This window comes from Variovorax sp. KBW07 (assembly GCF_003852515.1).
Taxonomy (GTDB): Bacteria; Pseudomonadota; Gammaproteobacteria; order Burkholderiales; family Burkholderiaceae_C; genus Variovorax.
Genome location: NZ_QAJK01000148.1, coordinates 1 through 25,313, shown reverse-complemented (window position 1 = coordinate 25,313; position 25,313 = coordinate 1). Strand labels below are relative to the sequence as shown.

General features: G+C 66.8%; 24 protein-coding genes. 12 read left to right on the top strand and 12 right to left on the bottom strand.

Annotation, left to right across the window (positions count from 1 at the left end; genetic code table 11):
* Window positions 1–201: 201 nt before the first annotated feature.
* A complete protein-coding gene (locus DBV14_RS27125) occupies window positions 202–1,503 on the bottom strand; it encodes a D-amino acid dehydrogenase (protein WP_124463997.1) in 1,302 nt (433 codons plus the stop codon).
* 129 nt (window positions 1,504–1,632) lie between these two features.
* Between DBV14_RS27125 and DBV14_RS27120 the strand changes: the two genes are divergently transcribed.
* Genes DBV14_RS27120 through DBV14_RS27110 form a run of 3 tightly spaced genes read left to right on the top strand, consistent with a single transcriptional unit; the run spans window position 1,633 to window position 3,097 of the window.
* Complete coding sequence (locus DBV14_RS27120) at window positions 1,633–2,100, top strand: winged helix-turn-helix transcriptional regulator (RefSeq protein WP_124463995.1); 468 nt, start codon at window positions 1,633–1,635, stop codon at window positions 2,098–2,100.
* Window positions 2,101–2,135: 35 nt separating this feature from the next.
* Window positions 2,136–2,699 carry a GNAT family N-acetyltransferase gene (locus DBV14_RS27115; protein ID WP_124463994.1) on the top strand — a complete coding sequence of 188 codons (564 nt, stop codon included), beginning with the start codon at window positions 2,136–2,138 and terminating at the stop codon, window positions 2,697–2,699.
* Window positions 2,696–3,097 (top strand): OsmC family protein, encoded by a 402-nt coding sequence (locus DBV14_RS27110; RefSeq protein ID WP_124463992.1) that lies wholly within the window; start codon window positions 2,696–2,698, stop codon window positions 3,095–3,097. Before DBV14_RS27115 ends, DBV14_RS27110 begins: the two co-directional genes overlap by 4 nt.
* 17 nt (window positions 3,098–3,114) lie before the next feature.
* Here the strand turns inward: DBV14_RS27110 and DBV14_RS27105 are convergent, their stop codons facing one another.
* On the bottom strand, window positions 3,115–4,311 hold the full coding sequence (locus DBV14_RS27105; protein ID WP_124463990.1) for a serine hydrolase: 1,197 nt from the start codon (window positions 4,309–4,311) through the stop codon (window positions 3,115–3,117).
* Between the two features lie 8 nt (window positions 4,312–4,319).
* Window positions 4,320–4,670 carry a helix-turn-helix domain-containing protein gene (locus DBV14_RS27100; protein WP_124463988.1) on the bottom strand — a complete coding sequence of 117 codons (351 nt, stop codon included), beginning with the start codon at window positions 4,668–4,670 and terminating at the stop codon, window positions 4,320–4,322.
* A gap of 114 nt (window positions 4,671–4,784) precedes the next feature.
* Here DBV14_RS27100 and DBV14_RS27095 point away from each other — a divergent pair, with 114 nt between their 5' ends.
* Window positions 4,785–5,660, top strand: a complete 876-nt coding sequence (locus tag DBV14_RS27095) for an NAD(P)-dependent oxidoreductase (protein ID WP_124463986.1) — start codon at window positions 4,785–4,787, stop codon at window positions 5,658–5,660.
* A gap of 42 nt (window positions 5,661–5,702) precedes the next feature.
* Here DBV14_RS27095 and DBV14_RS27090 read toward each other — a convergent pair whose 3' ends face one another.
* Complete coding sequence (locus DBV14_RS27090) at window positions 5,703–6,845, bottom strand: alpha/beta fold hydrolase (RefSeq protein ID WP_185546138.1); 1,143 nt, start codon at window positions 6,843–6,845, stop codon at window positions 5,703–5,705.
* Between the two features lie 153 nt (window positions 6,846–6,998).
* Here DBV14_RS27090 and DBV14_RS27085 point away from each other — a divergent pair, with 153 nt between their 5' ends.
* The 3 genes from DBV14_RS27085 to lpxO all read left to right on the top strand — a co-directional run bounded on the left by DBV14_RS27085 (window position 6,999) and on the right by lpxO (window position 10,099).
* Complete coding sequence (locus DBV14_RS27085) at window positions 6,999–7,682, top strand: response regulator (protein WP_124463982.1); 684 nt, start codon at window positions 6,999–7,001, stop codon at window positions 7,680–7,682.
* A complete protein-coding gene (locus DBV14_RS27080) occupies window positions 7,679–9,106 on the top strand; it encodes a HAMP domain-containing sensor histidine kinase (protein WP_124463980.1) in 1,428 nt (475 codons plus the stop codon). The genes DBV14_RS27085 and DBV14_RS27080 overlap by 4 nt, the downstream gene beginning before the upstream one ends.
* A gap of 96 nt (window positions 9,107–9,202) precedes the next feature.
* Window positions 9,203–10,099: a lipid A hydroxylase LpxO gene (lpxO, locus tag DBV14_RS27075; RefSeq protein WP_124463978.1), complete on the top strand. Its 897-nt coding sequence runs from the start codon at window positions 9,203–9,205 to the stop codon at window positions 10,097–10,099.
* A 34-nt stretch (window positions 10,100–10,133) separates the two neighbouring features.
* Here lpxO and DBV14_RS27070 read toward each other — a convergent pair whose 3' ends face one another.
* Window positions 10,134–10,784 (bottom strand): phosphatase PAP2 family protein, encoded by a 651-nt coding sequence (locus DBV14_RS27070; RefSeq protein WP_260397251.1) that lies wholly within the window; start codon window positions 10,782–10,784, stop codon window positions 10,134–10,136.
* Window positions 10,785–10,990: 206 nt separating this feature from the next.
* Here DBV14_RS27070 and DBV14_RS27065 point away from each other — a divergent pair, with 206 nt between their 5' ends.
* Both DBV14_RS27065 and DBV14_RS27060 read left to right on the top strand, forming a co-directional pair.
* Window positions 10,991–11,674, top strand: a complete 684-nt coding sequence (locus tag DBV14_RS27065; protein ID WP_124463976.1) for a response regulator transcription factor — start codon at window positions 10,991–10,993, stop codon at window positions 11,672–11,674.
* Entirely contained in the window at window positions 11,671–13,083 is a 1,413-nt protein-coding gene (locus tag DBV14_RS27060; RefSeq protein WP_260397250.1) for a HAMP domain-containing sensor histidine kinase, read from the top strand. Before DBV14_RS27065 ends, DBV14_RS27060 begins: the two co-directional genes overlap by 4 nt.
* On the opposite strand, the gene DBV14_RS27055 is transcribed toward DBV14_RS27060, so the two are convergent.
* Window positions 13,001–14,164, bottom strand: coding sequence for an acyltransferase (locus DBV14_RS27055; protein ID WP_124463974.1), 1,164 nt, complete (start codon window positions 14,162–14,164; stop codon window positions 13,001–13,003). The two genes, DBV14_RS27060 and DBV14_RS27055, sit on opposite strands and share 83 nt — an antisense overlap.
* A 74-nt stretch (window positions 14,165–14,238) precedes the next feature.
* Between DBV14_RS27055 and DBV14_RS27050 the strand changes: the two genes are divergently transcribed.
* Both DBV14_RS27050 and DBV14_RS27045 read left to right on the top strand, forming a co-directional pair.
* The gene (locus DBV14_RS27050) at window positions 14,239–14,508 is read left to right on the top strand and encodes an oxidoreductase-like domain-containing protein (RefSeq protein WP_124463972.1); all 270 of its coding nucleotides are present in this window, start codon (window positions 14,239–14,241) and stop codon (window positions 14,506–14,508) included.
* 60 nt (window positions 14,509–14,568) lie between these two features.
* Window positions 14,569–15,534, top strand: a complete 966-nt coding sequence (locus tag DBV14_RS27045; RefSeq protein WP_124463970.1) for a DUF3829 domain-containing protein — start codon at window positions 14,569–14,571, stop codon at window positions 15,532–15,534.
* A gap of 52 nt (window positions 15,535–15,586) precedes the next feature.
* On the opposite strand, the gene DBV14_RS27040 is transcribed toward DBV14_RS27045, so the two are convergent.
* The 6 genes from DBV14_RS27040 to DBV14_RS27015 all read right to left on the bottom strand — a co-directional run bounded on the left by DBV14_RS27040 (window position 15,587) and on the right by DBV14_RS27015 (window position 23,683).
* Window positions 15,587–16,069, bottom strand: coding sequence for a nucleoside deaminase (locus DBV14_RS27040; protein WP_124463968.1), 483 nt, complete (start codon window positions 16,067–16,069; stop codon window positions 15,587–15,589).
* A 7-nt stretch (window positions 16,070–16,076) separates the two neighbouring features.
* Window positions 16,077–16,847, bottom strand: coding sequence for an ABC transporter permease (locus DBV14_RS27035; RefSeq protein ID WP_124463966.1), 771 nt, complete (start codon window positions 16,845–16,847; stop codon window positions 16,077–16,079).
* Between the two features lie 13 nt (window positions 16,848–16,860).
* Window positions 16,861–17,730, bottom strand: coding sequence for an ABC transporter ATP-binding protein (locus DBV14_RS27030; RefSeq protein WP_124463965.1), 870 nt, complete (start codon window positions 17,728–17,730; stop codon window positions 16,861–16,863).
* On the bottom strand, window positions 17,730–18,764 hold the full coding sequence (locus tag DBV14_RS27025; RefSeq protein ID WP_124463963.1) for an ABC transporter substrate-binding protein: 1,035 nt from the start codon (window positions 18,762–18,764) through the stop codon (window positions 17,730–17,732). Before DBV14_RS27025 ends, DBV14_RS27030 begins: the two co-directional genes overlap by 1 nt.
* Window positions 18,765–18,951: 187 nt before the next feature.
* On the bottom strand, window positions 18,952–21,084 hold the full coding sequence (locus DBV14_RS27020) for a bifunctional diguanylate cyclase/phosphodiesterase (RefSeq protein ID WP_124463961.1): 2,133 nt from the start codon (window positions 21,082–21,084) through the stop codon (window positions 18,952–18,954).
* 295 nt (window positions 21,085–21,379) lie between these two features.
* The gene (locus tag DBV14_RS27015) at window positions 21,380–23,683 is read right to left on the bottom strand and encodes an NADP-dependent malic enzyme (RefSeq protein WP_124463959.1); all 2,304 of its coding nucleotides are present in this window, start codon (window positions 23,681–23,683) and stop codon (window positions 21,380–21,382) included.
* A gap of 220 nt (window positions 23,684–23,903) precedes the next feature.
* Between DBV14_RS27015 and DBV14_RS27010 the strand changes: the two genes are divergently transcribed.
* Window positions 23,904–25,241: an NAD(P)/FAD-dependent oxidoreductase gene (locus DBV14_RS27010; RefSeq protein WP_124463957.1), complete on the top strand. Its 1,338-nt coding sequence runs from the start codon at window positions 23,904–23,906 to the stop codon at window positions 25,239–25,241.
* Window positions 25,242–25,313: the final 72 nt, after the last annotated feature.

Genomic DNA, 25,313 nt, shown 5'->3' with positions numbered 1-25,313 from the left:
TGGTGTACCGCTGATCAACGACCACTCTGATGACGCTCACGCGGATGGTGTGCTCTGCGCAGCGAAATAAAGGAGGAGCGAAGCGGGGGACATTCGCGGAGCAGAGCACACCGTCGGCGTGGGCGTCGCCCTGAATGACCCAAGCAGCACCCGCCCCAACACAGCACAAGCAGAAGACCCGCAGAGACGCGGGCCCGAGCGTCAGGCCGGCGCGGTAGCAGGGTTGGGACGCGTACCGCGCGACGACGATTCTTCGTAGCGGTCCATGCCCAGCCCGTCGGTGCGAATCTCCGGGCGCTGGCCCATCACCATGTCGGAAATGAGCTTGCCCGAGCCGCAGGCCATCGTCCAGCCCAGCGTTCCGTGACCCGTGTTGAGGAACAGGTTCGCGTAGCGCGTGGCACCGACGATGGGCGTGCTGTCGGGCGTCATCGGGCGCAGGCCGGTCCAGAAGCTTGCGTTGGGCAGGTCGCCGCCCGGGAACAGGTCGCTCACCACTTTCTCGAGCGTGGCGCGGCGGTTCGGGTTCAGGCGCAGGTCGTAGCCGCCGAGCTCGGCCATGCCGCCCACGCGGATGCGGTTGTCGAAACGCGTCACCGCCACCTTGTAGGTCTCGTCGAGCACGGTCGATTGCGGTGCGAGTGATTCATCGACCAGCGGCACGGTGAGCGAATAGCCCTTCACCGGATACACCGGAATGTCCAGGCCCAGCGACGCAATCGCGGCGCGCGAGTAGCTGCCGAAGGCCATCACGTAGCGGTCGGCCGTGAGGATCTTGCCGGTGGTGGTGCGCACGCCGGTGATGCGGCCGCCGTCGGTTTCCAGGCCATCGATGGTCTGGCCGAAACGGAAGTCGACGCCCAGGCCGCGTGCGATGTCGGCCAGGCCGCGCGTGAACAGGTGGCAGTCGCCGGTTTCGTCGTTGGGCAGGCGCAGGCCGCCGGTAAGGCGGTCGCGCGCGCCGGCCAGAGCGGGCTCGACGGTGGCGAGGGCGTCGCGGTCGAGCAGTTCATACGGCACGCCGCATTCCTCGAGCACCGCGATGTCGCGCTGCACCGCGTCCAGTTGCGCCTGCGTGCGAAACAACTGCAGCGTGCCGCCGGTACGGTGCTCGTACTGCAGGCCGGTGTCGGCGCGCAACTGTTGCAGGCAACCGCGGCTGTATTCGGCCACGCGCATCATGCGTTCCTTGTTGATGGCGTAGCGCTCGGGCGAGCAGTTGCGCAGCATCGCGGCCATCCAGCGCAGCTGGTAGAGCGTGCCGTCGGGGCGGATCGACAGCGGTGCGTGCTTCTGGAACATCCACTTGATCGCCTTCAGCGGAATGCCCGGCGCGGCCCAAGGCGTGGAGTAGCCGGGAGACACCTGGCCGGCATTGCCGAAGCTGGTTTCCTCGGCCGGGCCGGCCTGCCGGTCGAGCAGGGTGACCTCGGCGCCGGAGCGTGCGAGGTAGTAGGCCGTGGTGGTGCCGATCACGCCGCCGCCGAGAACGATGACTTTCATGGTGTATCCGCTGATTCAAAAGGAATGATGTGAATCTAAAGTGCACAATGCAGTGGATTCCATCGTTTTTTATCGTTTGGCGGCGAAATCCACTGCCAGGAATCGTCCAAATGCCGCGTGAGGAGTGAAATGCCCGAACTCGACCGAATCGACCGCAAGATCCTCGATGTGCTGCAGCGCCAGGGCCGTGTCTCCATGACCGAGCTGGCCGAGCACATCGGCCTGTCGGCCTCGCCCTGCGCCGAGCGCGTGAAGCGCATGGAGCGCGACGGCGTCATCACCGGCTACCACGCACGGGTGTCGCCCGAGGCGCTGGGCAAGACGCTGCTGGTGTTCGTCGAGATCAAGCTGTCGGCCAAGTCGGGCGACGTGTTCGACAAGGTGAAGCAGGAGCTGCTGCACATGCCCGAGGTGCTCGAATGCCACCTGGTATCGGGCAGCTTCGACTACCTGGTGAAGGCGCGCCTCAGCGGCATGAGCGAGTACCGGCACCTGCTGGGCGACATTCTCAAAAAGTTGCCGGTGGCGGCCGAGTCGCACAGCTACGTGGTCATGGAAGAGATCAAGGAAACGCTGATGCTCGCGGTCGACCGCTGACATCCCATGTGCCCGGCGGCTACCATCTCCGGCGCATGCAAGACACCGCAAACTCCACCGCAAGCGCCACCGCCAATGCCATCGTCATCCGCCCCTGGCAGCTCGCCGATTTCGACGCCGTCAAGGCCATCCTCGACGACACCTTCGCGAGCACGTGGCAGCCGCAGCTCACGCCCGAGGCGCTGCAGGCCTACCGCGACAGCGCGGAGCCGCTGGGCTACATCGACCAGATGGGCCCGGCTTTCTTCGTGGCCGAAATCGACGGCGACGTGGTGGGCATGGTGCATTGGGAAGACGACTTCGTGCATGCGCTGCACGTGCCCGCCGCTCAGCAGCGCAAGGGCATCGCCCGTGCGCTGATGGCCTTTGCCGAAAACGGCATGCGCGCCGCGGGTATCGAGGTGGCGCGGCTCGAAACCGACACCTTCAACGAAGGCAGCCAGGGCTTCTACCTGGCGCTGGGCTACCGCGAGGCCGGCCGCTACCCCGACCTTGAATGGCACAGCGGCTTCACGACCATCCTGTACGTGAAGGACCTGGGCGCGCCTTCTTCTTCACCATCAGCATCCAACTCCGCTTCGACAAGGACACCGGCATGAGCATTTCGATTCACCGCGACGGCACGACCGGCACGCGCCACATTCTCAAGATCCGCGGCCACGAGATCCCGGTCGATGCCTCGCCGGCCGGCGGCGGCAGCGACGGCGGCCCGACGCCGCACGACCTGTACGACGCCTCACTGGCCGCCTGCAAGGCGCTCACCGTGCTGATCTACGCGCGCCGCAAAGGCATTCCGGTGGAAGACATCGAGGTGCTGGTCGACCGCGACGACAGCGAAGAGCGCAAGGGCGTCTACCGCCTGAAGTCGGGCCTGCGCCTGACGGGCGACCTGACCGAAGCGCAGCGCGACGAGTTGCTGCGCGTGGCGGGCAAGTGCCCCATCCACAAGCTCATGACCGAGGTGAAGACCGAGATCGAGACCGGCTGGGCCGACTGACCGGTGTCTGAGTTCGGTCAGCGCAGCACGCGGTACGCGCGCAGGGCGCGCAGCAGCGCCCACAGCCCTGCTTCCGCCGCCACGTTCCTCTCGTTGAACGACACGGCGATGTACACGTCGTCGGCCGGCACGTAGGCCACGATGCTGGTGAAGCCCTCGATGCCGCCGCTGTGGCCGAGCATGAGGCCGGGGCCGTCGGGCACGTCGTACATCTGCACGCCCATGCCGTAGAAGGCGTTGCTTCCCGCATAGGGGCCGAGCATCGGTGGCATGTCGGTGAACATGCGGTGCACCGTGGCGTCGGGCAGCACCTTGCCGGCCAGCAGCGCGTGCCAGAAAAGCACGAGGTCGCTGGCAGTGGAGGCCAGCGCGCCGGCCGCATAGGGCGTGGCGTACTGGTCCGGCGCATCGACCGGCCGGCCGCCCGCATGGCCCGCCACCACCGGCAGCGCGACGCCGGGCTGGCGCATCGCCGTGTGCGCGAGCGACAGGGGCTTGAGCAGCCGCCTGGCCAGCACATCCGACAGCGGCATGCCCTCGGTCTTCTCGACGATCAGGCCCAGCATGGCGTAGCCGGTGTTGGTATAGCTCCAGCCGGTGCCGGGGCAGAACTGCGGCCGCTGCGCGGTGCCGAGCGCGATGGCTTCGGCGGGCGAGCGGTAGGCCGTGCCGAACGAAGGCAGCGCGTTAAAGCTCACCAGCCCGCTGGTGTGCCGCAGCAATTGCTCGATGGTGATGAGCCGTGCATTCGGCGCATCGGGAAACCACCGTTCGATGGTGTCGCCGGGCTTCAGCTTGCCTTCGCCGATGAGCTGCAGCACGACGGCGGCGGTGAAGGTCTTGGTCGTGCTTGCGACCTGGAAGGGCTGGTCCGCGGTGACGGGCGTGGACGTGGCCTTGTTGGCCAGCCCGCGCGTGGCCGACCACATGCCTTCGCCCGGAATGGCGACCGCCACGCTGGCGGCGGGCACGTGCTGCAGCATCTTGTCGAGCGCGTCGCCCAGGGCTTTTTGCAGCTCGGCCGAAAGCTCGCCGCCGATGGGGCGGCTGAAGTCTTTCTGCCAGACCGCCTGGGGTGCCGAGCGCATCGGCGGGTCGGCGTAGACGGGCGAGGGCGCGCAGGCCGGCTGGGCATGCGCCAAGCCAAGGCCCAGGCTCGCCGACAGCTGCAGGGCCGCGAAGAGCGCGGCCGACGACATCTTCAGCGGCGGCATGCGGTGCCCTACGCCGCTTCGGCCTTCTTGCGCGCGGCCTCCACGCGCTTGGCGTAGCGGTCGCCCCAATCGGCCAGCGGGCCGAGCGCCGCGTTGAGCGTGGTGCCCAGCTTGGTCTCGGAGTACTCGACGCGGGGCGGCACTTCGTGGAACACCTCGCGGTGCACGATGCCGTCGGTTTCGAGCTCGCGCAACTGCTGGATCAGCATTTTTTCGCTGATGCCCGGCACCAGCCGCTTGAGCTCGCCGAAGCGGCGGGGCTGTGCGTGCAGCTCCCAGAGGATGACCGCTTTCCACTTGCCGCCGATGACGTCGAATGCGGGGCCGATGCCGCAGTTGTAGGGCTTTTTGGACTTCATGTGGCTTCCATTACTGACGTTTTGGTAAGTACCTTACTTTATTGTAGGTACTTGACCGTTGGGGAGAGAGATTTCTACGATGCGGCCACCAACACAACTTGCGAACAAATCGACATGAGCAACAACAAGGAAGTTTCCGTTCTGGGCCTGGGTTCGATGGGCCTGGCCATCGCGCAGCTCTACCTGGCGCAGGGCTACAAGGTCACGCTGTGGAACCGCACGGCCGACAAGGCCGGCGCGCTGGTGGCCAAGGGTGCCGTGCTGGCGCGCAGCGCGGCCGAGGCGCTGCGCGCCAGCCGCGTGGCCGTGATGTGCGTCTACGACTACCGCGCCGCCGACGCCATCTTCGCGACCGAAGGCGCCGCGGCCGCCCTGGACGGCCGGCTGCTGGTGCAGCTGACCACGGGCAGCCCGAAAGACGCGCGCGAGGCCGAGGCCTTTGCGCACAGGCATGGCGCCGCGTATGTCGAAGGCGCGATCCAGGCCGCGCCCGACCAGATGGGCCGGCCCGACACGCCGCTGCTGGTGTCGGGCGCGCAAGCCGCATTCGACGAGGCCGAGCCGCTGCTGAAGGCGCTGGCCGGCGGCATCGTCTACCTGGGCGAAAAGGCCAGCGCGGCGGCGGCCATGGACCTGGCCACGCTGTCGAGCATCTACGGCACCATGCTCGGCTTTCTGCATGGCGCGCGCATTGCCGAGCACGAGGGCTTCGACGTGGCCGAGTTCGGCCGCATCGTGGCGGGCATCATGCCGACCTTCGCGGCTTTTCTTCAGCACGAAGGCTCCGTCATCCAGTCGGGCGACTTCACGGTCTCGCAGAGCCCGATGCGCATTTCGGTCGAGGCAACGCAACGCATCCTGCAGACGGCGCAAGAGACGGGCATCAACACCGAGTTCCCGGTCTTCGCGGCGGGCCTTTTCAAGCGGGCCGACGCGGCGGGGCTCGGTGGCGAGGAACTGGCGGCGCTGATCAAGCTGCTGCGCCAGTAGACAACAGGAAAGCGCCGGCACCGGCGAGCGCGGGCTTCAAGTTCATGCCCATGTCATGAACTGGATGGCCCGCAGCACCTCGGCCTCGCGCTCCAGGTAGAAGTCGGTGTGGCCGCAGTTGTCGAGCGTCAGCCGGTTCGGCGTATTCAGCGCGGCCACCAGGCGGTTCGAATCCGAAATGCGCACGTGCCGGAAGATGCGCAGGTAGTTTGCCGCGTCTTTCTCGGTCTTCGCATCGAGCGGCAATTCGAGCCAGGGAAACAGGTCGCGGTTGTCCGAGGGCAGGGCGGTTACCACCAGCGAGGGCGCGCGCACCGCCTTGTAGTCCGGCGAGTGGTTGTGGGCGGCCGTGTCCACCGCGGTGTCGATGGCTTCGGGGGTGTTCATGCGCACGCTGCCGTCGGGCCGCACGTCGACCGCATCGAGCAGGTTGGCTTCGAGCGCGGGCCACCAGTTCTTTGTCTTGCGCCGGTTGAAGGCAATGGCGGCCTGCAGCGAGCGGCTGTCGTTGGCCGTGGGCCTGGGTTCGTCGAGCCGGCGGTTGAGCGGCGGTTCTTCGCCGCCCGAGTCGGCGTTGACGGTGTAGTCGAAGCTGGTGTCCAGGTAGATGAGCCCCTGCACCCGCTCGGGGTGGCGCCCCGCGAAGCGCGTCACCTCGTTGCCCGCGATCGAATGGCCGCCGAGCACCACGCGCAGCAGGCCCAGTTCGTCGAGCACGGCCTTCAGGTCCGAAGTGAGCGTTTCCACGTCGTAGTACTGGGTGGCCGTTTTCACGGGCAGGGGCTTGTCGGACAGGCCGTAGCCGCGACGGCTGACCGCCACCACGCGGGAGCGCGAGGCCAGCGCCGGCGCCAGGCTGTCGAAGCAGCGCGCGTTGCCGCCCAGGCCCGCCAGCAGCACGATGGTCGGCCCGCTGTTGCCGGGGCGCTGCCAGTCGCGCACCTGCAGCGAGACGTCGGGCGCGGTCGACACTTTCACGCGGCGGTCGGTGACCGACACCGGGCCGGTGCCGGCACCGGTGCCCGTGGCGATCCGCGGACCGCCGCTGCTGCCGCCGCAGGCCGAGAGCCCCGCGGTGCCGGCAAGCGCCAAGGCCGGTGGCCAGGCGGCCAGGCCGCGCAGGATGTCTCTGCGCCGTGGCTGAAACCGGGTCGGCCGCAAGGGCAGGGCAGGGGGTCGATTCACGTGGAAGCTCCTTGTGCAAGGGGGAGTTCCAGTGTCGTTTTCGTACCTGAAGGGCCGCTGCGGGATTCATGAAGATTTCCTGAAGTGCGTAGCTGGCCATTGGCAGATACTTCGGCCTTATCCCGAAAATCGGGCGAGTTCGCGTGGAGACCCATGAATCTTTTGCTTGTTGAGGACGACCTTGATCTCGGCAATGGCGTGCGCATTGCGCTGGCCAACCAAGGCATGGACGTGGTGTGGGTTCGGCGCCTGGACGACGCCCTGCGCACCCTCGACGGCGGCACCTTCGACATGGTGCTGCTCGACCTGGGCCTGCCCGACGGCGATGGCCTGGACCTGCTGTTCCGCCTGCGCCGCGACCGCCAGATTCTTCCGGTGCTGGTGCTCAGCGCGCGCGACGCGCTGAACGACCGCCTGCGCAGCCTGGACGACGGCGCCGACGACTACCTGGTCAAGCCCTTCGCGCTGGCCGAACTGCTGTCGCGCGTGCGGGCGCTGGCCCGCCGCAGCTACGGCTTCAACGACGAGACCATCCGCATGCGCGGCCTGGCGCTGCACGAGCCCACGCGCGGCGTGATCGTCGATGGCGAGCCGGTGGAACTGTCGCGCTGCGAATTCGACCTGCTCGCGCTGCTGCTCAAGCGCACCGGCCGCGTGGTCACGCGCCGCGTGATGGAAGAGCAGGTGCTGCCCGGCGGCCAGGCCAACGGCAGCAACTCGCTGGAAGTGCATATCTCCAACTTGCGCCGCAAGATCGGCCAGGGCTACATCCGCACTGTGCGCGGCATCGGTTATGTGATCGACGTGCAATCGCTGGTGCGGAGCAACCCCAAATGATGCAGGCGCTGGCGCAGCGCTGGAAGATCTGGAAACAACCTTCCCTGATGCGGCGCCTGCTGCTGGCGCAGATGGGCGTGGTCGCCTTGCTGTGGACCATGGCCATCGCGGTGCTGCTGTACGACTCGTACGAAGACCCCGAGCTGCTGAAGTACGACAAGATCTTCCAGACCGTCACCGCGATCGCGCAGAACCTGGCCGACAAGCCCGACAAGCAGCAGGAAACGCTGGCCGCCTTCGATGCCGCACTGCTCGAAACCGTGGGCGACGGCGACGCCGCATCCGACACCTCGCCGGTGATGCAGGTGTGGCAGCGCGGCAAGCTGATCTACCGCTCGACGGCCGCCGTGCCCGTGATTCTGAATTCGGCGCCGAACCTCATAGAAGCGGTCAAGGCAGGCGGGCGCGAGTGGCGCGCGCGCACGCTGGCGTCTCCCAACTCGGACACCAGCGTGATGCTCGCGGAGCCCAGCATCTGGCGGCTGACGGTCACCGTCATGTACCGCGGCTTCTACCTGCTGCCGCTGGTGATCAGCCTGCCTTTCCTGATTTTCCCGGCCTGGCTGTCGGTGCGGCTGGCGCTGCGCCCGTGGCGCCAGGTGAGCAAGGAAACCTCCGAGCGCGGCCCGGCCGACCTGACGCCGCTGTCTTACGCCCCGCCGCACAAGGAACTGCAGCCGCTGGTGCAGAGCATCAACAGCCTGCTGCAGCGCGTGCGCGACAGCACCTCGCGCGAGCGCAGCCTGATCGCCGATGCGGCGCACGAACTGCGCACGCCGCTGGCCGCCATGCGCGTGAACGTCGAAGCACTGAAAGAGCAGAGCACCGACGAAGGCCAGCGCGAGCTGATGGGCAACCTGCTGCGCAGCAACGACCGCGCGGCGCGGCTGGTGGGCCAGCTGCTGCAGCTCATGCGCAGCGACGCGGTGTCCGACAACGCCTTGCCCGTCATGCTGTCGCTCGATGCGCTGGTGCAAGACCGGCTGGCGATGATCGAAGGGCTGGCCAGTGCCCGCGGCGTCGAGCTGGAACTGGTGAGCGACGAGCGCGTGCCGGTGCTGGGCGAGCGCGAAAGCCTGGTCTCGATGATCGACAACCTCATCAACAACGCCATCAAGTACAGCCCGCCGGGCGCCACGGTCATGGTGCACGTGGCCCATGCGGGGCAACTGGCCCTGCTGACCGTGGCCGACCAGGGGCCGGGCATTCCGGCCGCGCTGCGCGAGCGGGTGTTCGACCGGTTCTTTCGCAACCCCGACCAGAGCCAGAGCGGCAGCGGCCTGGGGCTGGCGATCGTCAAGTCGGTGGTCGACAAGCACGGCGGCGAGGTGGTGCTGGGCGAAGCCCCGGGCGGCGGCCTGCTGGCCACCGTGCGGCTGCCGCTGGCCGTGGCCGACACGCCCCAGCCCATGCTCTGCAGCTGAAACAACCCGCCCCGGACGCGGCCAAAGGGCTTGGCCGGGCCGGTTTCGGGGCCGCGATTTACACTAGCCGGTGCGCTCTACAGGACACTTTCAAAAATGAAGTGGGTCATTCTTGCTATCTTCGCGCTCAGCGCGCTTTACGTTCACTTCCGCGGCCAGGTCCGGCACAAGTTCTTCAGGCAGCTCTCTGACCACTCGACCTTCCTGGCCCCGCTGAACGTCTTCATGTACCTTTTCTCGAAGGTGCCGGGTACGCCGTACCTGTCGCCCGCGCAGTTCCCCGAAATGCGCATCCTCGAAGAAAACTGGGAAGTCATCCGCGAGGAAGCGCTGGCCATGCGCAACGGCGGCAGCATCAAGGCGTCGAGCCAGTTCAACGACGTGGGCTTCAACTCGTTCTTCAAGAGCGGCTGGAAGCGCTTCTACCTGAAGTGGTACGACGAGGCGCACCCCTCGGCCGCCGTGCTGTGCCCGCGCACCACCGAACTGCTCAAGGGCATCGGCACCATCAAGGCCGCCATGTTCGCCGAGCTGCCGCCCGGCAGCCGGCTGGTGCGCCACCGCGACCCGTTCGCCGGCTCGCTGCGCTACCACCTTGGCCTGTGGACGCCGGGCGTGGAAGGCTGCTACATCGACGTGGACGGCCAGCGCTACCACTGGCGCGACGGCGAGGCCGTGGTGTTCGACGAGACCTTCATCCACTACGCCGAGAACACCACCGACCACGACCGCGTGATTCTTTTCTGCGACATCGAGCGCCCGCTGAAATACCGCTGGGCCAGCGCGGTGAACCGCTGGTTCGCAAAGAACCTGCTGGCCGCCGCCGCATCGCCCAACGATGCCGGCGACAAGACGGGCGGCATCAACCGCGCGTTCAAGTACATCTACCAGATCCGCGTGGTCGGCAAGCGCCTGAAGGCCTGGGACAAGCGCGTGTACTACCTTGTGAAGTGGGCCATCTTCGGCGGCCTCGCGCTCTGGATCTTCTGGTGAGCGGGCAGTAGCCTGCCGCGGCGGGCTCGGCGGCTCAGGCTTCGGTCAGCACCAGGCGCCCGCGCGGCGTTCCGGCCCAGCTGACGATGCCTGCGAGCAGCATGCCGCCGAGCACGTCGATCAGCACGTGCTGCCGCGTGGCCAGCGTCGAGTAGACGATGCCCAGCGACCACAGCACGTTCAGCGCGTGCGTCCAGGCCGGCGCCTCGACGCTGCGCAACTGGCGCCCCAGCAGCACCGCGGTAAGCACCGCGAACGCCACGTGCAACGACGGAAACGCGTTGCCGCCCACGTCGGTGGCTTTGAGGAACTGCAGCGCCGGGTATTGCGACCAGTCGACCGCGAACACCGGCACCGTGGTCGGAAAGAGCCAGAACACCGCCAGGCCGATGGCCGCCATGATGGCGGCGTCGCGCGCGCAGGCCCACAGTTCCGCCTTGTCTTTCGCCAGTGCCGGCGCCAGCGAGATGTAGAACCACAGCGAGCCGTACAGCAGCATTGCCTCGTCGCTCACGCCGATCCAGTGGTCGAGCAGGGTGAGCGGCATCACCGTCGGTTCCGACGGCGGGTTGTGCATGACCCAGAAGTACAAAAAGAAAAAGCCGGAGATGCCGAGCGTGGTGCCGACCATCTTGAGCAACCAGAGCGCGGCGATGCGGTGGCCGAGCGCGGTGTACCAGGGCATTGAAGGCATGGCGCTCGCGGAGCGCATGGAGGACATGGGGGAAGAGGGGCTCGCGGGGCGGGAAGACACCGGTGCTGTTTCTGAAAGGAGCGGCGGAACGCCACAGCTTAGGCACGTGCATTGCGCGAACATTGCGCCTTTGCCAGGGAGCGCTCTCCTAGAATGGCCCGCTCATTTTTTCGGCAACCCGTGCGTCACCCTCCCTCATGAGAATCCTGCTTGTAGAAGATGAAGTCGATCTGGCGCAAGCCCTGGCGTCGGCGCTGCGTCAGAACCAGGCGGTGGTCGATGTGGCGGGCTCGCTGCGCGAAGCCGAAGAGGCCGTGCTCGGCGCGCAGCACGACGTGATCGTGCTCGACCGCGGCCTGCCCGACGGCGATGGCCTTTCGCTCGTGTCTTTCCTGGCCCAGAACGGCATTGCCACCGCGGTGCTGGTGCTCACCGCCATGACCGACGTGGCCGAGCGCGTGCTCAGCCTCGACGGCGGCGCCGACGACTACCTGGCCAAGCCCTTTTCGATGGACGAGCTGATGGCGCGCGTGCGCGCATTGGCGCGGCGCCCGGCCGTGCGCGCCAACTTCGTCATGACGCTGGGCCAGCTGCGCTTCGACCACCACGCGCGGCAGGCCCACGTGGGCGAGGCCAGCTTCACGCTGCCGCGCCGCGAGCTGCTGGTGCTCGAGACGCTGCTCGAACACCGGGGCCGCACCGTGCTGCGCGAAGCCCTGCAAGACCGCGTGTACGGCCACAAGGACGACATCCAGTCGAACGCGCTCGACACGCACGTGTCGCGGCTGCGCTCCAAGCTCGACAAGGCCGGCGCGCAGGTCGAGATCCACGCGATACGCGGTGTCGGCTACCTGATCTGCGCCGCGTCGTCTTCCCCATGATGAGCCTGCTCTCGCTGCGGTGGCGGCTGATCTGGAGCCTGATCCTGTTGCAGGTGGTGGTCGGTTCGCTGGTGTTGGGCGGCTTCCTCGGCCTGGCCTGGATGCTGGGCCGTGTGGCCGACGAAACCGGGCAGGAGACCATCGGGGTGGTCCAGCGGGCGCTGGCCCGCGATGCGCAGGGCAAGCTCGTCATGGCACCGACGCCCGAGTTGCAGCGCCTGCAGAAAGCCGATCCGCCCTTCTGGTTCATCGCCCGCGATGACAAGGGCGGTGAAATCCGCGAAGGCGAGGTGCCGCCGAGGTACCTCGCGCTCCTGTCCGCATTCGACGGCATGGAGCGCATGGGCATCGAGCCATCGGCTGACAACACGCAGCCCAAGGCCCGCTTCGAGCGCGTGCAGAGCAGCGCGGGCCCGGTCAACGTGATGGTGCAGACCGGCGGCCCGCTGACGGTCAAGAACACGCTCAAGGGCACGGGCATCGTGTTCCTGTTCCTGGTCGCGCCGATGGCGCTGCTGACCAGCCTGGGCGTGATCCTGGCGACGCCCTTCGTGGTGAAGCGCGGCCTGCGCGGCGTGGTGGCCACCGCCGAGCATGCCGAAAGCATCGACGTGCACGAGCGCACCACGCGCCTGCCGCTGGACAACGTGGCCAGCGAAATCCGGCCGCTGGTCAATGCGGTCAACCGCGCTTTCGACCGGCTCAACGAAGGCTACGACCGGCAGGAGCGCTTTCTTGCCGATGCGGCGCACGAGTTGCGCACGCCGATCACCACGCTGCAGATTCACCTTGACGGGCTGCCGAGCGGCCCGGTCAAGGTGAACCTGATGCAGGCCTCGGCGCGGCTCGCCACGCTGGCCGAGCAACTGCTCGACCTGCAGCGGCTGGACCACATCGCCTCGCACGACCAGCAGGTGGACCTGAAGGCACTGTGCGAGCGCGCGGCGGCCGACATCGCACCGCTGGCGATCATGAACCGCTGCACGCTGTCGGTCGATGCGCCGCGGACGCTGATGGCGCGCGGCGACGCGCCCTCGCTCGAACGCGCGCTGGCCAACCTGATCCAGAACGCCATCGAGCATGGCGGGCAGGGCTGCGACATCCAGGTGCGGCTGAGCGAGCCCTCGTGCATCGAAGTGCTCGACTCCGGCCCCGGCATTCCCGAGGCCGACCGCGAGCGCGTGGTGGCGCCGTTCCACCGGCTGGTGCCGCGCGGCCGTGGCGCAGGGCTCGGGCTGCACCTGGTGGCCGAAGTGGCGCGGCTGCATGGCGGGCAACTGACCATCGGCTCGAGCGAATCGGGCGGCGCGAAGATGCGGCTCGAACTCAACCTCGACGACCGAACGCTCGGTTCATTGGTTCGGAAAACCACCGCGCCACGGCTTGTCCCAGCAGGCCCGAGGCCGTGACCACCGCCACGAACCACAGCGGGATCCACGCCGCCGGCGCGCCGGCCTGCTGGTAGAGCCATGCACCGGGAATCACCACGAACATGTGCGTGAGGTACACCTCGTAGCTGTTGCGCCCGAACCAGCGCAGCGGCGCGGCGGCCTTGCCTGCGCACCACGTCCATGGGCGCCAGTGCGTGGCCACCAGCAGCAACGCGATGCCCAGTTCCAGCAGCGTCACCTGCAGGCCGAAGCGCGTCAGCCCGAGCTGGAAGACTTCCTTGCGAAAGCAGAAGACCGTGATGCTCAGCACCAGGCCCGTGAGCAACACGAGCCGCTGCACGGCGAGCGACGGTGGTTTCGGCACGCGGTGCGCGAGCAGCGCCGCGAGGCAGCCGAAGGCGATGCCGTCCATGCCCGACAGGTACGAATGGTCCTGCCACAGCTCGTTGTCGCTGAAAACGCTGCGCGCGAGCGGCCCGAGCACGATGGGCACGAGCAGCAGCAGGCGCAGCCGGCGCTCGCTGCCGCTCAGCACGCAGAGCAAGGGAAAGGCCAGGTAGAAGGCCTCTTCCACCGACAGCGACCACAGCACGCCCCACGGCCCCGGCAGGTAGCCGACCTGCGCCTCCAGCCAGTTCAGGTGCAGGCCGAGCGCGGCGAGCAGCGCGCGCCAGAGCGACACCTTGCCCGTGTTCAGCGCGAACCATGCGCTGCCTGCCAGGTGCAGCACGCTCAGCACCGCCAGCAGCAGGAGCAGGGTCGGCAGGATGCGCGCGGCGCGCAGGCGATAGAAGGCGCGCGGCCGCAGCTTCGAAAGATCGCCCCAGCGCCGGATCGATGCGCTCGTGATCAGGTAGCCCGAAACCACGAAGAACACGATCACCGCGTAGTAGCCGCTGCGAAACAGGATGCCCGTGAGCCGTGGCCCGAGGGCTTGCGCCAGCTCCGGCGGCCCGAACGGAATGCGCAGGTTCGCGTGCAGCAGAACGACGAGCACCGCGAGCAGGCCGCGCAGCAGGTCGACATGCGCGATGCGCCACGCGCCATGCGTCGTTGCGAGGGAGGGCGAAGAGAAAGAGGTGGCGACGGAAAGGGCCATCGCCACGCATTCTGTGCGAGCCTGCAGCACCGTCCCTGAAGGGCTGCTGAAGCACCGACAATCGGGTGTTGCCCATGCCCTTCGCCGACCTCGACCTTCCCCTGCCGATCGACCTTGCCAGCGCCCAGGTGCTGATCGCGCGCATCCAATCCGAAGCTTCCGCGCAGCAGGCCGTCTTGCGCGCACCACCGCCGGAGCCCACCACCTGCTGTGGTCGCGGCTGCAATGGCTGCGTGTGGGAAGGCTGGCTGGCCGCCGTGGCCTACTGGCGCGACGAGGCTTCGCTGCTGCTCGATTCACCGCAAAGCGCGGCCGCACCGGAGAGCCTTAGCACACGAACCTGAAGGCCCCGGCGGTCCTCGCGCTATAGAGTCAGCGGATTCATATATTCAGGAGGAACCCGCATGTCAGCATTTGGTTCGCGCAACGCCGCCCGCGTTGTTTCCGTTCTGGCCTTGCCGTTGGCCGTCGTGTTGGCCGGATGCAAGCCCGAAGCCCCTGCGGCGTCTGCATCATCTGCGTCGTCTGCTCCGGCCGGCCTCGTGGTGCCCGAAAAGCAGCAGGCCGAAAAGCTCAACGCCTACGTCGTGGCCTACAACAAGCTGCTGCAGTGGCACAGCTTCGGCAAGATCCTGCACGAGTACCAGCGTGCCAATCCGAAGATCGCCAAGGCCGGCGCAGCGCTCGACAGCTACAGCTTCGGCGGTGGTGACGTCGACGACGCCCTGCGCGCATTCGACAAGGCCATGGCCATGACGCAACCATTGCCCGAGCTCGACGAGCCGGGCAAGGCGCTCAAGGCTGCGCTCGAAGCGGTCAACCCGCTGATCAAGGAAGCCCGCACTTACGAAAGCACCAAGGAATTCCTGAGCGACAAGGGCGTCAAGGCACGGCAGATGGATGCACCGCTGGTGGCGGCGCTGGTTGCTGCCAACAAGGCCACCGCGGCCTTCGGCACGGCCTTGTCGGCGCAGACGCTCAAGCGCGACGAGGCGGAGCTTGCAACCCTCAAGCCCGGCACCGTGGGCTTTCACAAGCTGAAGGTGTCGCTCGAAACCCGCAAGCTCGGCACCGCCGTCAGGCAGGCGCTCGACGACAAGCAGAACGTGCCCGCCGTCGATGCCGCGCTGCAGGCCGTGAGCGCCGCCAACACCGAGCTGGGCACGCTGCGCAAGGACCCGAAGGCGGCGCCCGCATGGGACCCCGTGTGCGCGATGTACAAGGACAAGATCGACAGGCTGATCGGCGGCACGCGCACCCTGGTCAGCGCCATGAACGACGCGTCGGGCAAGGGCGTTCCCGATGCCGCGAAGCAATGGTTCGACATGCGCAACCAGGCGGTCGACGCTTCGAACAGCTGCGGCAGTTGAGCTGTACGCACACACGCGCCGCAAGGCGCGCGTGTGCCGGCGGGCCGCTTGCTCAGTGCCCGCGCGATTCCCAGAAGCCGCGGTGCGTGGCGATCATTTCTTGCGCCACCTCGGGCACCGGGCCGATCACCTCGATCTTCTTCTGCCCGCGCGCGAACACCTCGCGGCAGGGCAGGCTCAGCGTGGGGTTCTCGGGGTGGTCGCCCGTGAGCGCGAGCAGCGCCGTTTCTTCCGCGCCGTAGACGATGCGGCCGATGTTCGCCCAGTAGCTGGTGCCCGCGCACATGGCGCAGGGCTCGAAGGTGGTGACCAGCGTGCATTGCCACAGGTACTCGGCCGGCCAGTTCTGCGCGGCGTGGCGCGCCAGCGTGGCCTCGGCGTGGTGCACCGTGTCGATGTTGCCCTGCTCGGCCAGGATGGTCTCGCCGTCGGGCGCGACGAGCACCGCGCCGAAGGGGTGGCGGCCCATCGCCATCGCACGGCGGGCCACCTCGTCGGCGCGCCGCAGCGCGCGAATGATCTGGTCGTTGGTCATCCGCGCATTATTGGTTCTGCGAGCCGCGATGCGCCCAGCCGGTGGTGTGCTTTTCGATCACGCTGAACAGCTCATACATCAGCATGGCCATCGCGCCCACCACCATCAGGCCCGCGAAGGCCAGGCCCATCTGCATGGCCGAGCCGGCCGAGATCAGCAGGTAGCCGATGCCTTCGTTGGCCGCCGTCATCTCGCTCACCGTGGTGCCGACGAAGGCCAGCGTGATGGCCACCTTCAGCGAGCCGAAGAAGTAGGGCATGGAGCGCGGCAGGCCGATCTTCATGAGCACGTCCCAACGCTTGGCGCCGAGCACGCGCAGCACGTCTTCCAGCTCGGGCTCCAGCGTGGCCAGGCCGGTCGCGATGTTGACCATGATCGGGAAGAAGCTGATCAGGAAGGCCGTGAGAATCGCCGGCCCCACGCCGATGCCGAACCACACCACCAGGATGGGCACGAAGGCCGCCTTGGGCAGCGCGTTGAAGGCCGTCATGAGCGGGTAGATGGCCGCATAGGCAATGCGCGAGCTGCCGATGACGAAGCCCATCAGCACGCCCACCACGATCGCCAGGCCGAAGCCCGCCATCGTGACCCAGAAGGTGCGCCATGCATGGCCCGCGATGATTTCCTTGTATTCCCAGAACTGCGTCCAGATGCGCCAGGGGCTCGGGAAAATGAAGTCCGAGACCTGGAAGCCCGCGCAGACCACTTGCCACAGGATGAGAACCGCGACCAGCAGCAGCCACGGCGACCAGCGTTCGATTTGCTTGGTGTTTTTCATGGGTGCGCTCCGCTCAGTGGGACGCAGCGGCGGCCGCTGTCTGCGCCGTGCCGATGCCCGTGTTACGGATGGCTCCGATGTGCCCGCGCAGTTCAAGAACGATGTCGGTGAACTCCTTGGTGTAGGTCAGCTCCAGCTCGCGCGGACGCGGCAGCTCGATCTCGCGCTTGACCACGAAGCGCCCCGGGCTCTTGCTCATCACGTACACCGTGTCGGCCAGGAACACCGATTCGCGCAGGTCGTGCGTCACCAGGATCACGTTGAACTGCTGCTCGGTCCAGAGGTCGCGCAAGATGCACCACAGCTCTTCGCGCGTGAACGCATCGAGCGCGCCGAAGGGCTCGTCGAGCAGCAGCATCTTGGGCTCGTGGATCAGCGCGCGGCAAATGCTGGCGCGCTGCTGCATGCCGCCCGACAGCTGCCACGGAAACTTGTCTTCGTAGCCCGCAAGGCCCACCTTCTGCAACAGCTTGCGTGCGCGCTCGACGTACTCCTTGCGCTTGGCCTTGAAGTTCGAGCGATAGGGCTCGACGATCTCAAGCGGCAGCAGCACGTTGTCGACCGTGGTGCGCCACGGCAGCAGCGACGGCGCCTGGAAGGCCATGCCCGAGATCTTCAGCGGCCCGGTCACGGGCGCGCCGTCGATGCGGATCTTGCCCATCGAGGGCATCTTCAGGCCCGTGGTGAGCTTCATGAAGGTCGACTTGCCGCAGCCCGAAGGCCCGACGATGGCAATGAATTCCCCGCGCTTGACCTTCAGGTCGATGGCCTCGACCGCGAAGTGGTTCTCGCGCAGCAACTCCTCGTTGTAGGCGAGCCAGACGTCCTGGAAGTCGACGAAGGGGGCGGCCGCGGCGGCGGTGTCCGGTGCGTCGGCCTGCATCACTTGCGCAGGACCGAGCCGAGTTCAGCAGCGGGCGGCAGCAGCGCGGCCGTCCACACGGCATCGGGGCTCACGCGGGTCTTGGTGTTGAACGCATCCGACACCTGCGAGGCCATCAGCGCCATGCGGCCGGCGTTGACCGCGCCGAAGCCTTCGCTGCGTGCGTCGGCGCTGTTGATGACGGTGTCGATGGCCAGTTGCAGGCGGCGCGTTTCGAGCTTGCTGTCGATGATGCCGTCGCGGGCCTTCACCGATTCGATGCCCACCGCCGGATTGGCGATGACTTCCTTCGCGCCCTTGGCAAAGGCCGAGAGGAATTTCTTCACCGCCTCGGGGTTCTCCTTGATGAGCTTGGGCGACGCGATGATCACGTTGCCGTAGAGCTTTACGCCGTAGTCGGGGTAGGGAAGGATCACCACGTCGGCCGTCTTGGCGCCGCGTGCTTCCAGGTTGAGCAGCGACGTGAAGGTGAAGCCGGTAATGGCGTCGATGTCGCCGCGCATCAGCATGGTTTCGCGCAGCGTCGGGTCCATGGCGGTCCAGTTGACGGCGCCGATGTTGTTGGCCTTCGCAAAGATCGGGAACGCGCGGCGGCCGGCGTCGAACACCGGCGCGCCGAGCTTCTTGCCCGTGAGGTCCGCGGGCTTGGTGATGCCGCTCTTCTTGAGCGCCATGACCGAGGCCGGCGTGTTGTTGTAGACCATCATCACCGCGACCGGCTTGTTCGGGCTGTCGGGGTTGTTGGCGTGGAATTCCATCAGCGCCGCGAGGTCGGCAAAACCCATTTCGTAGGCGCCCGAGGCCACCCGCGTGACGGTGCCGCCCGAGCCATTGCCGGCATCGATGGTCACGTCCAGCCCGGCCGACTTGAAGTAGCCCTTGGCGGCGGGGTGAAGGAACAGCGCGGCCGGTCCTTCGAAGCGCCAGTCGAGCTGGAACTTGATCGGCGTCGGGCTCTGGGCAAAGGCCGATGAAAGGCCGAAGCTGAGGGCGGAAGCGGCGAGGAAGGACTGGAGCAGGTGACGCTTGTTCATGAAGGTTCCGGGAATGTGAATGCTTCGGCATTCAAGCAAAAACGGTGCCCGCACGTGATTGGTGCGAACCCTTCCTGTGAATCAGCGCGGTGCGTCGCCTCTGAAATTTGCACCGTTCGCGGGAAATCCCTTCGGTTTCAAGGGGCGCTTGCACCGAAGCCGAGCCAATACGGGTCGCCCACCCCGTTCAAATGGACGAGGTCCCCTCTCTTTGCAGATGCCAGGCGAGCAAGTCACTGGGGGGCAAGGGCCGCGAAAAGAGAAAGCCCTGCAGTTCGTCGCATCCCATGGCCAGCAGGATGTCGCGCTGCGCCTCGTTCTCCACGCCCTCCGCAACCACGTTCAACCCCAGCGCATGCGCCAGGCGAATGACGGCGTCCACCACGGCACGCGCGTCGTCCTTGGTCTGGAGGTCTTGCACGAAGCTGCGATCGATCTTCACCTGGCGCGCCGGCAGCTTGCGCAGATGACTCAGGCTGGAATAGCCCGTGCCGAAATCGTCGATCGACAGGAACACGCCGACCCGCGCCAGCCCCTCGAAGGTGCGTTGGGTGGCCTTGATGTCCTCCATGGCGACAGACTCGGTGATCTCGCACAGCAGCAAGGAGGCGGGCACCTCGTGCCTTGCGAGCGCCTGCTCCACGCGCGCGACGAAATCGATCTCGCGCAGCTGCATGACCGAGAGGTTGACCGCCACGCTCATGCACGTGCCTTGCGCCTTCCATTGCGCGATCTGGCGGCAGGCTTCGTCGAGAATCCAGTCGCCCAGGCGCACGATGAGCCCGAACCGTTCCGCCAACCCGATGAAGTCGTTGGGACCGATCAAGCCTTGTTGCGGGTGGTTCCAGCGCACCAGTGCCTCCACGCCGCTGATGGCGTGGCCCACGCCGTTGATCTTGGGTTGGTAGTAAAGCTCGAACTGCTTGAGCTCGACCGCCCGGCGCAGGTCGCTTTGCAGCTGCAATTGCCTGGCGGCATCGGCGCCCATGTGCGATTCGAACATGACGTAGTTGCCGCCGCCTGCGCGCTTGGCTTCGTACATGGCGGCATCGGCGTTGGCCACGAGCTTGTCGGCATCGCCCTGTTCGGGATGCAGCACGATGCCGATCGAGCATGCAATCTGCAGCCGCTTGCCGAGCACGCTGAACGGCTCGCTGAGCGCGCGCAACACGCGGTTGGCGGCCTGCGCGCATTCGGCGCGATCGCGCACTCCTTCGAGCAGCAGCAGGAACTCGTCGCCCCCGATGCGTGCCACGGTGTCGCTTTCCCGCGTGGTTTGCGCAAGCCGCTCGGCGGCGGCGCGCAGGATCTGGTCACCGGCCGCATGGCCGAAGGAGTCGTTGATCGGCTTGAAGCCGTCGAGGTCGACGAAGAGCACGGCAATGCGCTCTTCCACCTGGAGCTGGTTGGCCCGCTCCATGCGCAGCAGTGCGTGCCTGAGCCGGTCTTCGAAAAGAATCCGGTTGGGCAGCCCTGTCAACGCATCGGTGAAGGCGCGTTTTTGCAGTTCCCGGTTGGCCTGCGTGAGCTCGGCATTGGTTTCCTCGAGCGAGCGCGACAGGCGCCTGGCAACCAGCTGCAGCCGTGACTCCAGGATCGAGGTGAAGAGCGTGCCCAGCAGCAGCAGGCCCGACGCCAGAACGACGATGGCGGTGAGCTCCGTGCCGTACAGCGCATCGGCGCTGAGACACACGGAATCTGCCGGGAAGTTCGCTGCCGCCATGGCCGTGTAGTGCATGCCGCAGATGGCAATGCCCATGATCACGGCGGCCAGCAGCTGGTAGGCCACGCGATGGGTGTTGTTGACATCGCCGAGGTACTTGAAGATGAACAGCGCCGCGGCCGAGGCGCCCAGGCCGATCAGCAGCGACAACCACACGGTCGGCACATGCCAGACGATGGGCGGCGACATGTCCAGCGCGGCCATGCCGATGTAGTGCATGCCGCAGATGCCGGTGGCCATGGCCAGGGAGGCGATGGCGATGCGCCGAAGGCTGTAGTTCGCTTCGCTGGCCACCCACAGCGCAATGCCCGATGCCGCGACGCCGGCCACCCACGAAGTCAGCGTCATTGCGCCGGAAAAGCCGAGCGCGATCGGCAGCGAGAACCCCAGCATCCCGACGAAGTGCATCGACCAGATGCCGGTGCCCATGGCCAGCGACCCGATGCCCCACCACAGCAGGTGCGGCCGCCCGCTTGCATGCCGGACCCGGCGTGACAGGTCCAGTGCCACATAGGACGCGAGCGTGGCCAGGAGCAGGGAGGCGGCGACAACCCAAAGGTTGTGATGGGGCGTGAGGAAGGCGGGAGCGGTATTCATGGTGCAGGGATTCCGTCACGCCTGCTCAGGCTGCAGGTAGCGAACGTCTTTCGGGATACTGAATGAAGCTGCGTGAATCAGGTCTTGGGGAACGGGCGGGGATGCGAAGGGGTACACGACTCGATTCGTCAACAATGCAATTACACCGCAGAGCAAGGGTTTGTCTGGATGCAAACGATGGACGCCATTCAATCGTGCGGGACATAGCTCGCGTCGAACTCGAGCGAGCGGCCGCAAGAAAAACGCCCCGCTGCGATGACCGCGGCGGGGCGTTTTTCTTGATGCGAGAGCAGGCTTACTTCAGCGCCGTCGTCGCGTTGGCCACGGCCAGCGCCGTCATGTTGACGACGCGCCGCACGGTCGACGTAGGCGTGAGCACGTGGGCCGAGCCGGCCGCACCGAGCAGGATGGGGCCGACCGTGATGCCGTTGGCGCCCGTCATCTTCAGCACGTTGTAGAGAATGTGCGCCGAATCCAGGTTCGGGCACACCAGCAGGTTGGCTTCGCCGGTGAGCGTGGTTTCGGGCAGGGCGGTGCGGCGCACTTCTTCGGACAGGGCCGAGTCGCCGTGCATTTCGCCATCGCACTCGATGTCGGGTGCCATCTGCGAGAACAGGTCGCGCGCCAGGCGCATCTTGCGGGCCGAAGCGCGGCTCGACGTACCGTAGTTCGAGTGCGACAGGAAGGCCACCTTCGGCGGCAGGCCGAAGCGGCGCACTTCCTCGGCGGCCATCATCGCGATGCTGGCCAGCAGCTCGGCGCTCGGGTCTTCGTTCACGTTGGTGTCGGTAATGAACACCGTGCGCTTTTCGAGCGTCAGCGCGTTCAGCGTGGCAAAGCCGGGCGCGCCGCGCTTCAGGCCGATCAGGTTGCGGATGTGCTCCAGGTGCACGTCGAAGCGCCCGACCAGGCCGCAGATCATGGCGTCGGCATCGCCCAGGTGCAGCATCAGCGCGGCAATGGTGGTGTTGGAGCGGCGCACCATCGTCTTGGCGGCCTCGGGCGTCACGCCGCGGCGGCCCATGAGCTTGTGGAAGGCCTCCCAGTACACACGGAAGCGCGGGTCGTCTTCGGGGTTGACGATCTCGAAGTCGGTGCCGGCGCGAATGTGCAGGCCGGCCTTCTTGATGCGCGCCTCGATCACGGCGGGGCGGCCCACCAGGATCGGCTGCGCCAGGCCTTCGTCGACGGCCAGTTGCGCGGCGCGCAGCACGCGCTCGTCTTCACCTTCGGCATACGCCACGCGCTTGGCGGTGGCCAGCTTGGCGGCGGTGAACACCGGGCGCATGAACATGCCGGTCTGGTAGACGAAGCGCGTCAGGTGCTGGCGGTAGGCCTCCATGTCCTCGATGGGGCGCGTTGCCACGCCCGAGGCGGCGGCGGCCTTGGCCACGGCCGGCGCAATGCGCAGGATCAGCCGCGAATCGAAGGGCTTGGGAATGATGTAGTCGGGGCCGAAGGCCAGCTCCTGGCCGGCGTAGGCGGTGGCCACTTCTTCGCTGATGTCGGCCTTGGTGAGGTCGGCAATTTCGCGCACGCAGGCCAGCTTCATTTCTTCCGTGATCTTGGTGGCGCCGCAGTCGAGCGCGCCACGGAAGATGTACGGGAAGCACAGCACGTTGTTGACCTGGTTCGGGTAGTCCGAACGGCCCGTGGCAATGATGCAGTCGGGCCGCACGGCCTTGGCCAGCTCGGGGCGAATTTCGGGCTCGGGGTTGGCCAGCGCCAGGATGATCGGCTGCGTGCCCATGGTCTTGACCATCTCGGCCGACATGACGCCGGGGGCCGAGCAGCCCAGGAACACATCGGCGTCCTTGACCACGTCGGCCAGGGTGCGGGCGCCGGTGTCTTTCTGGGCGTAGCGCGTCTTGGATTCGTCGAAGCCACCCGCGCGGCCCACGTAGATGAGGCCCTTGGAGTCGCAGGCGTAGATGTTGGACGGCTTGGCGCCCAGGCCCACCATCACGTCGAGGCAGGCAATGGCGGCGGCGCCAGCGCCCGACACCGCGATCTTCACTTCCTCGATCTTCTTGCCGACCAGTTCCAGGCCGTTCAGCAGCGCGGCGGCCGAGATGATGGCCGTGCCGTGCTGGTCGTCGTGGAACACCGGGATGTTCATGCGCTCGCGCAGCTTCTTCTCGATGTAGAAGCACTCGGGCGCCTTGATGTCCTCCAGGTTGATGCCGCCCAGCGTGGGCTCCAGCGCCGCGATGATCTCGACCAGCTTGTCGGGGTCGTTCTCGGCCAGCTCGATGTCGAACACGTCGATGCCGGCGAATTTCTTGAACAGGCAGCCCTTGCCTTCCATGACCGGCTTGGCGGCCAGCGGGCCGATGTTGCCCAGGCCCAGCACGGCCGTGCCGTTGGTGATGACGCCCACCAGGTTGCCGCGCGCCGTGTATTCGTTGGCCAGCGACGGGTCGGCTTCGATGTCGAGACAGGGATAGGCCACGCCCGGCGAATACGCCAGCGACAGGTCGCGCTGGTTCAGCAGCGGCTTGGTCGGGGTGACCGAAATCTTGCCCTTGACGGGCGAACGGTGGTACTCGCGCGCTGCTTCGCGAAGTGCTTCTTCTGCCGGGGAAAGGGGTGCAGCCATGAATGTCTCCTTGTTTCTGACTCGGGCAATGAGGCTACCGCAAAAGTGCGGCTTGTTCTCGTGGGGTGAATGCCGAAAGCGCCTGGACCGATAACGTTCCGATGCATATCTTCCGCCGTATGGGCGCGCCTGGCCGGTTCGCTAAACTCCGGCTCGATTGCCCCACGGCCAGTTGGGGCATCGTCATCCACGTAACAAAACGACAACGGAGGGGCAGCGCATGACACCCGGACCTTTCACCAGTACCGACCCGGACGTCGTGGTCATCGGCGGCGGCCCTTCGGGCTCCACCGTGGCCGCGCTGCTCGCGGACAAGGGGCACGACGTGGTGCTGATCGAGAAGGCGCAGCACCCGCGCTTTCACATCGGCGAATCGCTGTTGCCCATGAACATGCCGCTGTTCGACCGGCTGGGCGTTCGCACCGAGGTCGAGGCCATCGGCCTGCGCAAGCACGGGGCCGAATTCGTCTCGCCGTGGCACGACCACAGCAGCCACTTCGACTTCGGCCAGGCGATGGACAAGAGTTTTCCCTATGCCGTGCACGTGCGCCGCTCGGAGTTCGACGAACTGCTGTTCCGCCATGCCGGCAAGCGCGGCGCGCGCACCTTCGAGGGCCAGCGCGTCACCGGCGTGGACATGGACGCCGGCAACGGCACGCCCGACAACCGCCCGCTGCTGAAGGTGAAGGCCGACGACGGCACCGAGACCACCTGGCGCCCGCGCTTCGTGATCGACGCCAGCGGGCGCGACACGCTGCTGTCGAACCAGTTCGACGCCAAGCGGCGCAACCGCAAGCACGCCAGCGCCGCGTTGTACGGCCACTTCGCCGACGCGGAGCGCCGGCCCGGCCGTTTCGAGGGCAACATTTCGCTGTTCTGGTTCGACCATGGCTGGTTCTGGTACATCCCGCTGAAAGACGGCACGGTGAGCGTGGGCGCGGTGGCATCGCCGGCCTACTTCAAGCGCCGCAAGGGTTCGCTCGAAGAGTTCCTGATGGAAACCATCGCGCTGGCGCCCAAGCTGGCCGCGCGCCTGAAAAATGCGACGCTGATGGAGGGCGCGACGTCGACCGGCAACTACGCCTACGACTCGAAGTTCTGCCGCGGCGACCGCTTCATGATGGTGGGCGACGCCTACGCGTTCGTGGACCCGATGTTCTCGTCGGGGGTGTACCTGGCGATGAACAGCGGCTTCGAGGCCGCGACTGCGGCGGACCTGTGGCTGAAGGGCGAGGCGAAGGAAGCGGAGAAGGCGTTCCGTCATTACGAGAAGGTGATGAAGCACGGTCCGAAAATGTTCTCGTGGTTCATCTACCGCATCACGTCGCCTGCGATTCGCCGGCTGTTCATGGCGCCGCGCAACATCTGGCGCATGCAGGAGGCGTTGCTGTCGATCCTGGCGGGTGACCTGTTCCGCAACACACCGATCGGGCCGCGTTTCTGGGGCTTCAAGGTGACGTACTACGCATCGTGCGTCGGCATCCTGCCCCAGGCCATCAAGACGTGGGCGTGGCGTCGCCGCAATCTCAAGGAATCGCTGGAGGCGGCGAAGACCTGAGCTTCTGTTGCGGAGCGATAGGGCGTTGTTCATTGTGTTTACTGCGGCGCCCGGTTCGTTCAGGGCGACGCC

Bases quoted from the DNA above. Each gene is read 5' to 3' on its own strand.
- DBV14_RS27125 (WP_124463997.1), bottom strand. From the start codon at position 1,503: ATGAAAGTCATCGTTCTCGGCGGCGGCGTGATCGGCACCACCACGGCC.
- DBV14_RS27120 (WP_124463995.1), top strand. From the start codon at position 1,633: ATGCCCGAACTCGACCGAATCGACCGCAAGATCCTCGATGTGCTGCAG.
- DBV14_RS27115 (WP_124463994.1), top strand. From the start codon at position 2,136: ATGCAAGACACCGCAAACTCCACCGCAAGCGCCACCGCCAATGCCATC.
- DBV14_RS27110 (WP_124463992.1), top strand. From the start codon at position 2,696: ATGAGCATTTCGATTCACCGCGACGGCACGACCGGCACGCGCCACATT.
- DBV14_RS27105 (WP_124463990.1), bottom strand. From the start codon at position 4,311: ATGCCGCCGCTGAAGATGTCGTCGGCCGCGCTCTTCGCGGCCCTGCAG.
- DBV14_RS27100 (WP_124463988.1), bottom strand. From the start codon at position 4,670: ATGAAGTCCAAAAAGCCCTACAACTGCGGCATCGGCCCCGCATTCGAC.
- DBV14_RS27095 (WP_124463986.1), top strand. From the start codon at position 4,785: ATGAGCAACAACAAGGAAGTTTCCGTTCTGGGCCTGGGTTCGATGGGC.
- DBV14_RS27085 (WP_124463982.1), top strand. From the start codon at position 6,999: ATGAATCTTTTGCTTGTTGAGGACGACCTTGATCTCGGCAATGGCGTG.
- DBV14_RS27080 (WP_124463980.1), top strand. From the start codon at position 7,679: ATGATGCAGGCGCTGGCGCAGCGCTGGAAGATCTGGAAACAACCTTCC.
- lpxO (WP_124463978.1), top strand. From the start codon at position 9,203: ATGAAGTGGGTCATTCTTGCTATCTTCGCGCTCAGCGCGCTTTACGTT.
- DBV14_RS27070 (WP_260397251.1), bottom strand. From the start codon at position 10,784: ATGCCCTGGTACACCGCGCTCGGCCACCGCATCGCCGCGCTCTGGTTG.
- DBV14_RS27065 (WP_124463976.1), top strand. From the start codon at position 10,991: ATGAGAATCCTGCTTGTAGAAGATGAAGTCGATCTGGCGCAAGCCCTG.
- DBV14_RS27060 (WP_260397250.1), top strand. From the start codon at position 11,671: ATGATGAGCCTGCTCTCGCTGCGGTGGCGGCTGATCTGGAGCCTGATC.
- DBV14_RS27055 (WP_124463974.1), bottom strand. From the start codon at position 14,164: ATGGCCCTTTCCGTCGCCACCTCTTTCTCTTCGCCCTCCCTCGCAACG.
- DBV14_RS27050 (WP_124463972.1), top strand. From the start codon at position 14,239: ATGCCCTTCGCCGACCTCGACCTTCCCCTGCCGATCGACCTTGCCAGC.
- DBV14_RS27045 (WP_124463970.1), top strand. From the start codon at position 14,569: ATGTCAGCATTTGGTTCGCGCAACGCCGCCCGCGTTGTTTCCGTTCTG.
- DBV14_RS27040 (WP_124463968.1), bottom strand. From the start codon at position 16,069: ATGACCAACGACCAGATCATTCGCGCGCTGCGGCGCGCCGACGAGGTG.
- DBV14_RS27035 (WP_124463966.1), bottom strand. From the start codon at position 16,847: ATGAAAAACACCAAGCAAATCGAACGCTGGTCGCCGTGGCTGCTGCTG.
- DBV14_RS27030 (WP_124463965.1), bottom strand. From the start codon at position 17,730: ATGCAGGCCGACGCACCGGACACCGCCGCCGCGGCCGCCCCCTTCGTC.
- DBV14_RS27025 (WP_124463963.1), bottom strand. From the start codon at position 18,764: ATGAACAAGCGTCACCTGCTCCAGTCCTTCCTCGCCGCTTCCGCCCTC.
- DBV14_RS27020 (WP_124463961.1), bottom strand. From the start codon at position 21,084: ATGAATACCGCTCCCGCCTTCCTCACGCCCCATCACAACCTTTGGGTT.
- DBV14_RS27015 (WP_124463959.1), bottom strand. From the start codon at position 23,683: ATGGCTGCACCCCTTTCCCCGGCAGAAGAAGCACTTCGCGAAGCAGCG.
- DBV14_RS27010 (WP_124463957.1), top strand. From the start codon at position 23,904: ATGACACCCGGACCTTTCACCAGTACCGACCCGGACGTCGTGGTCATC.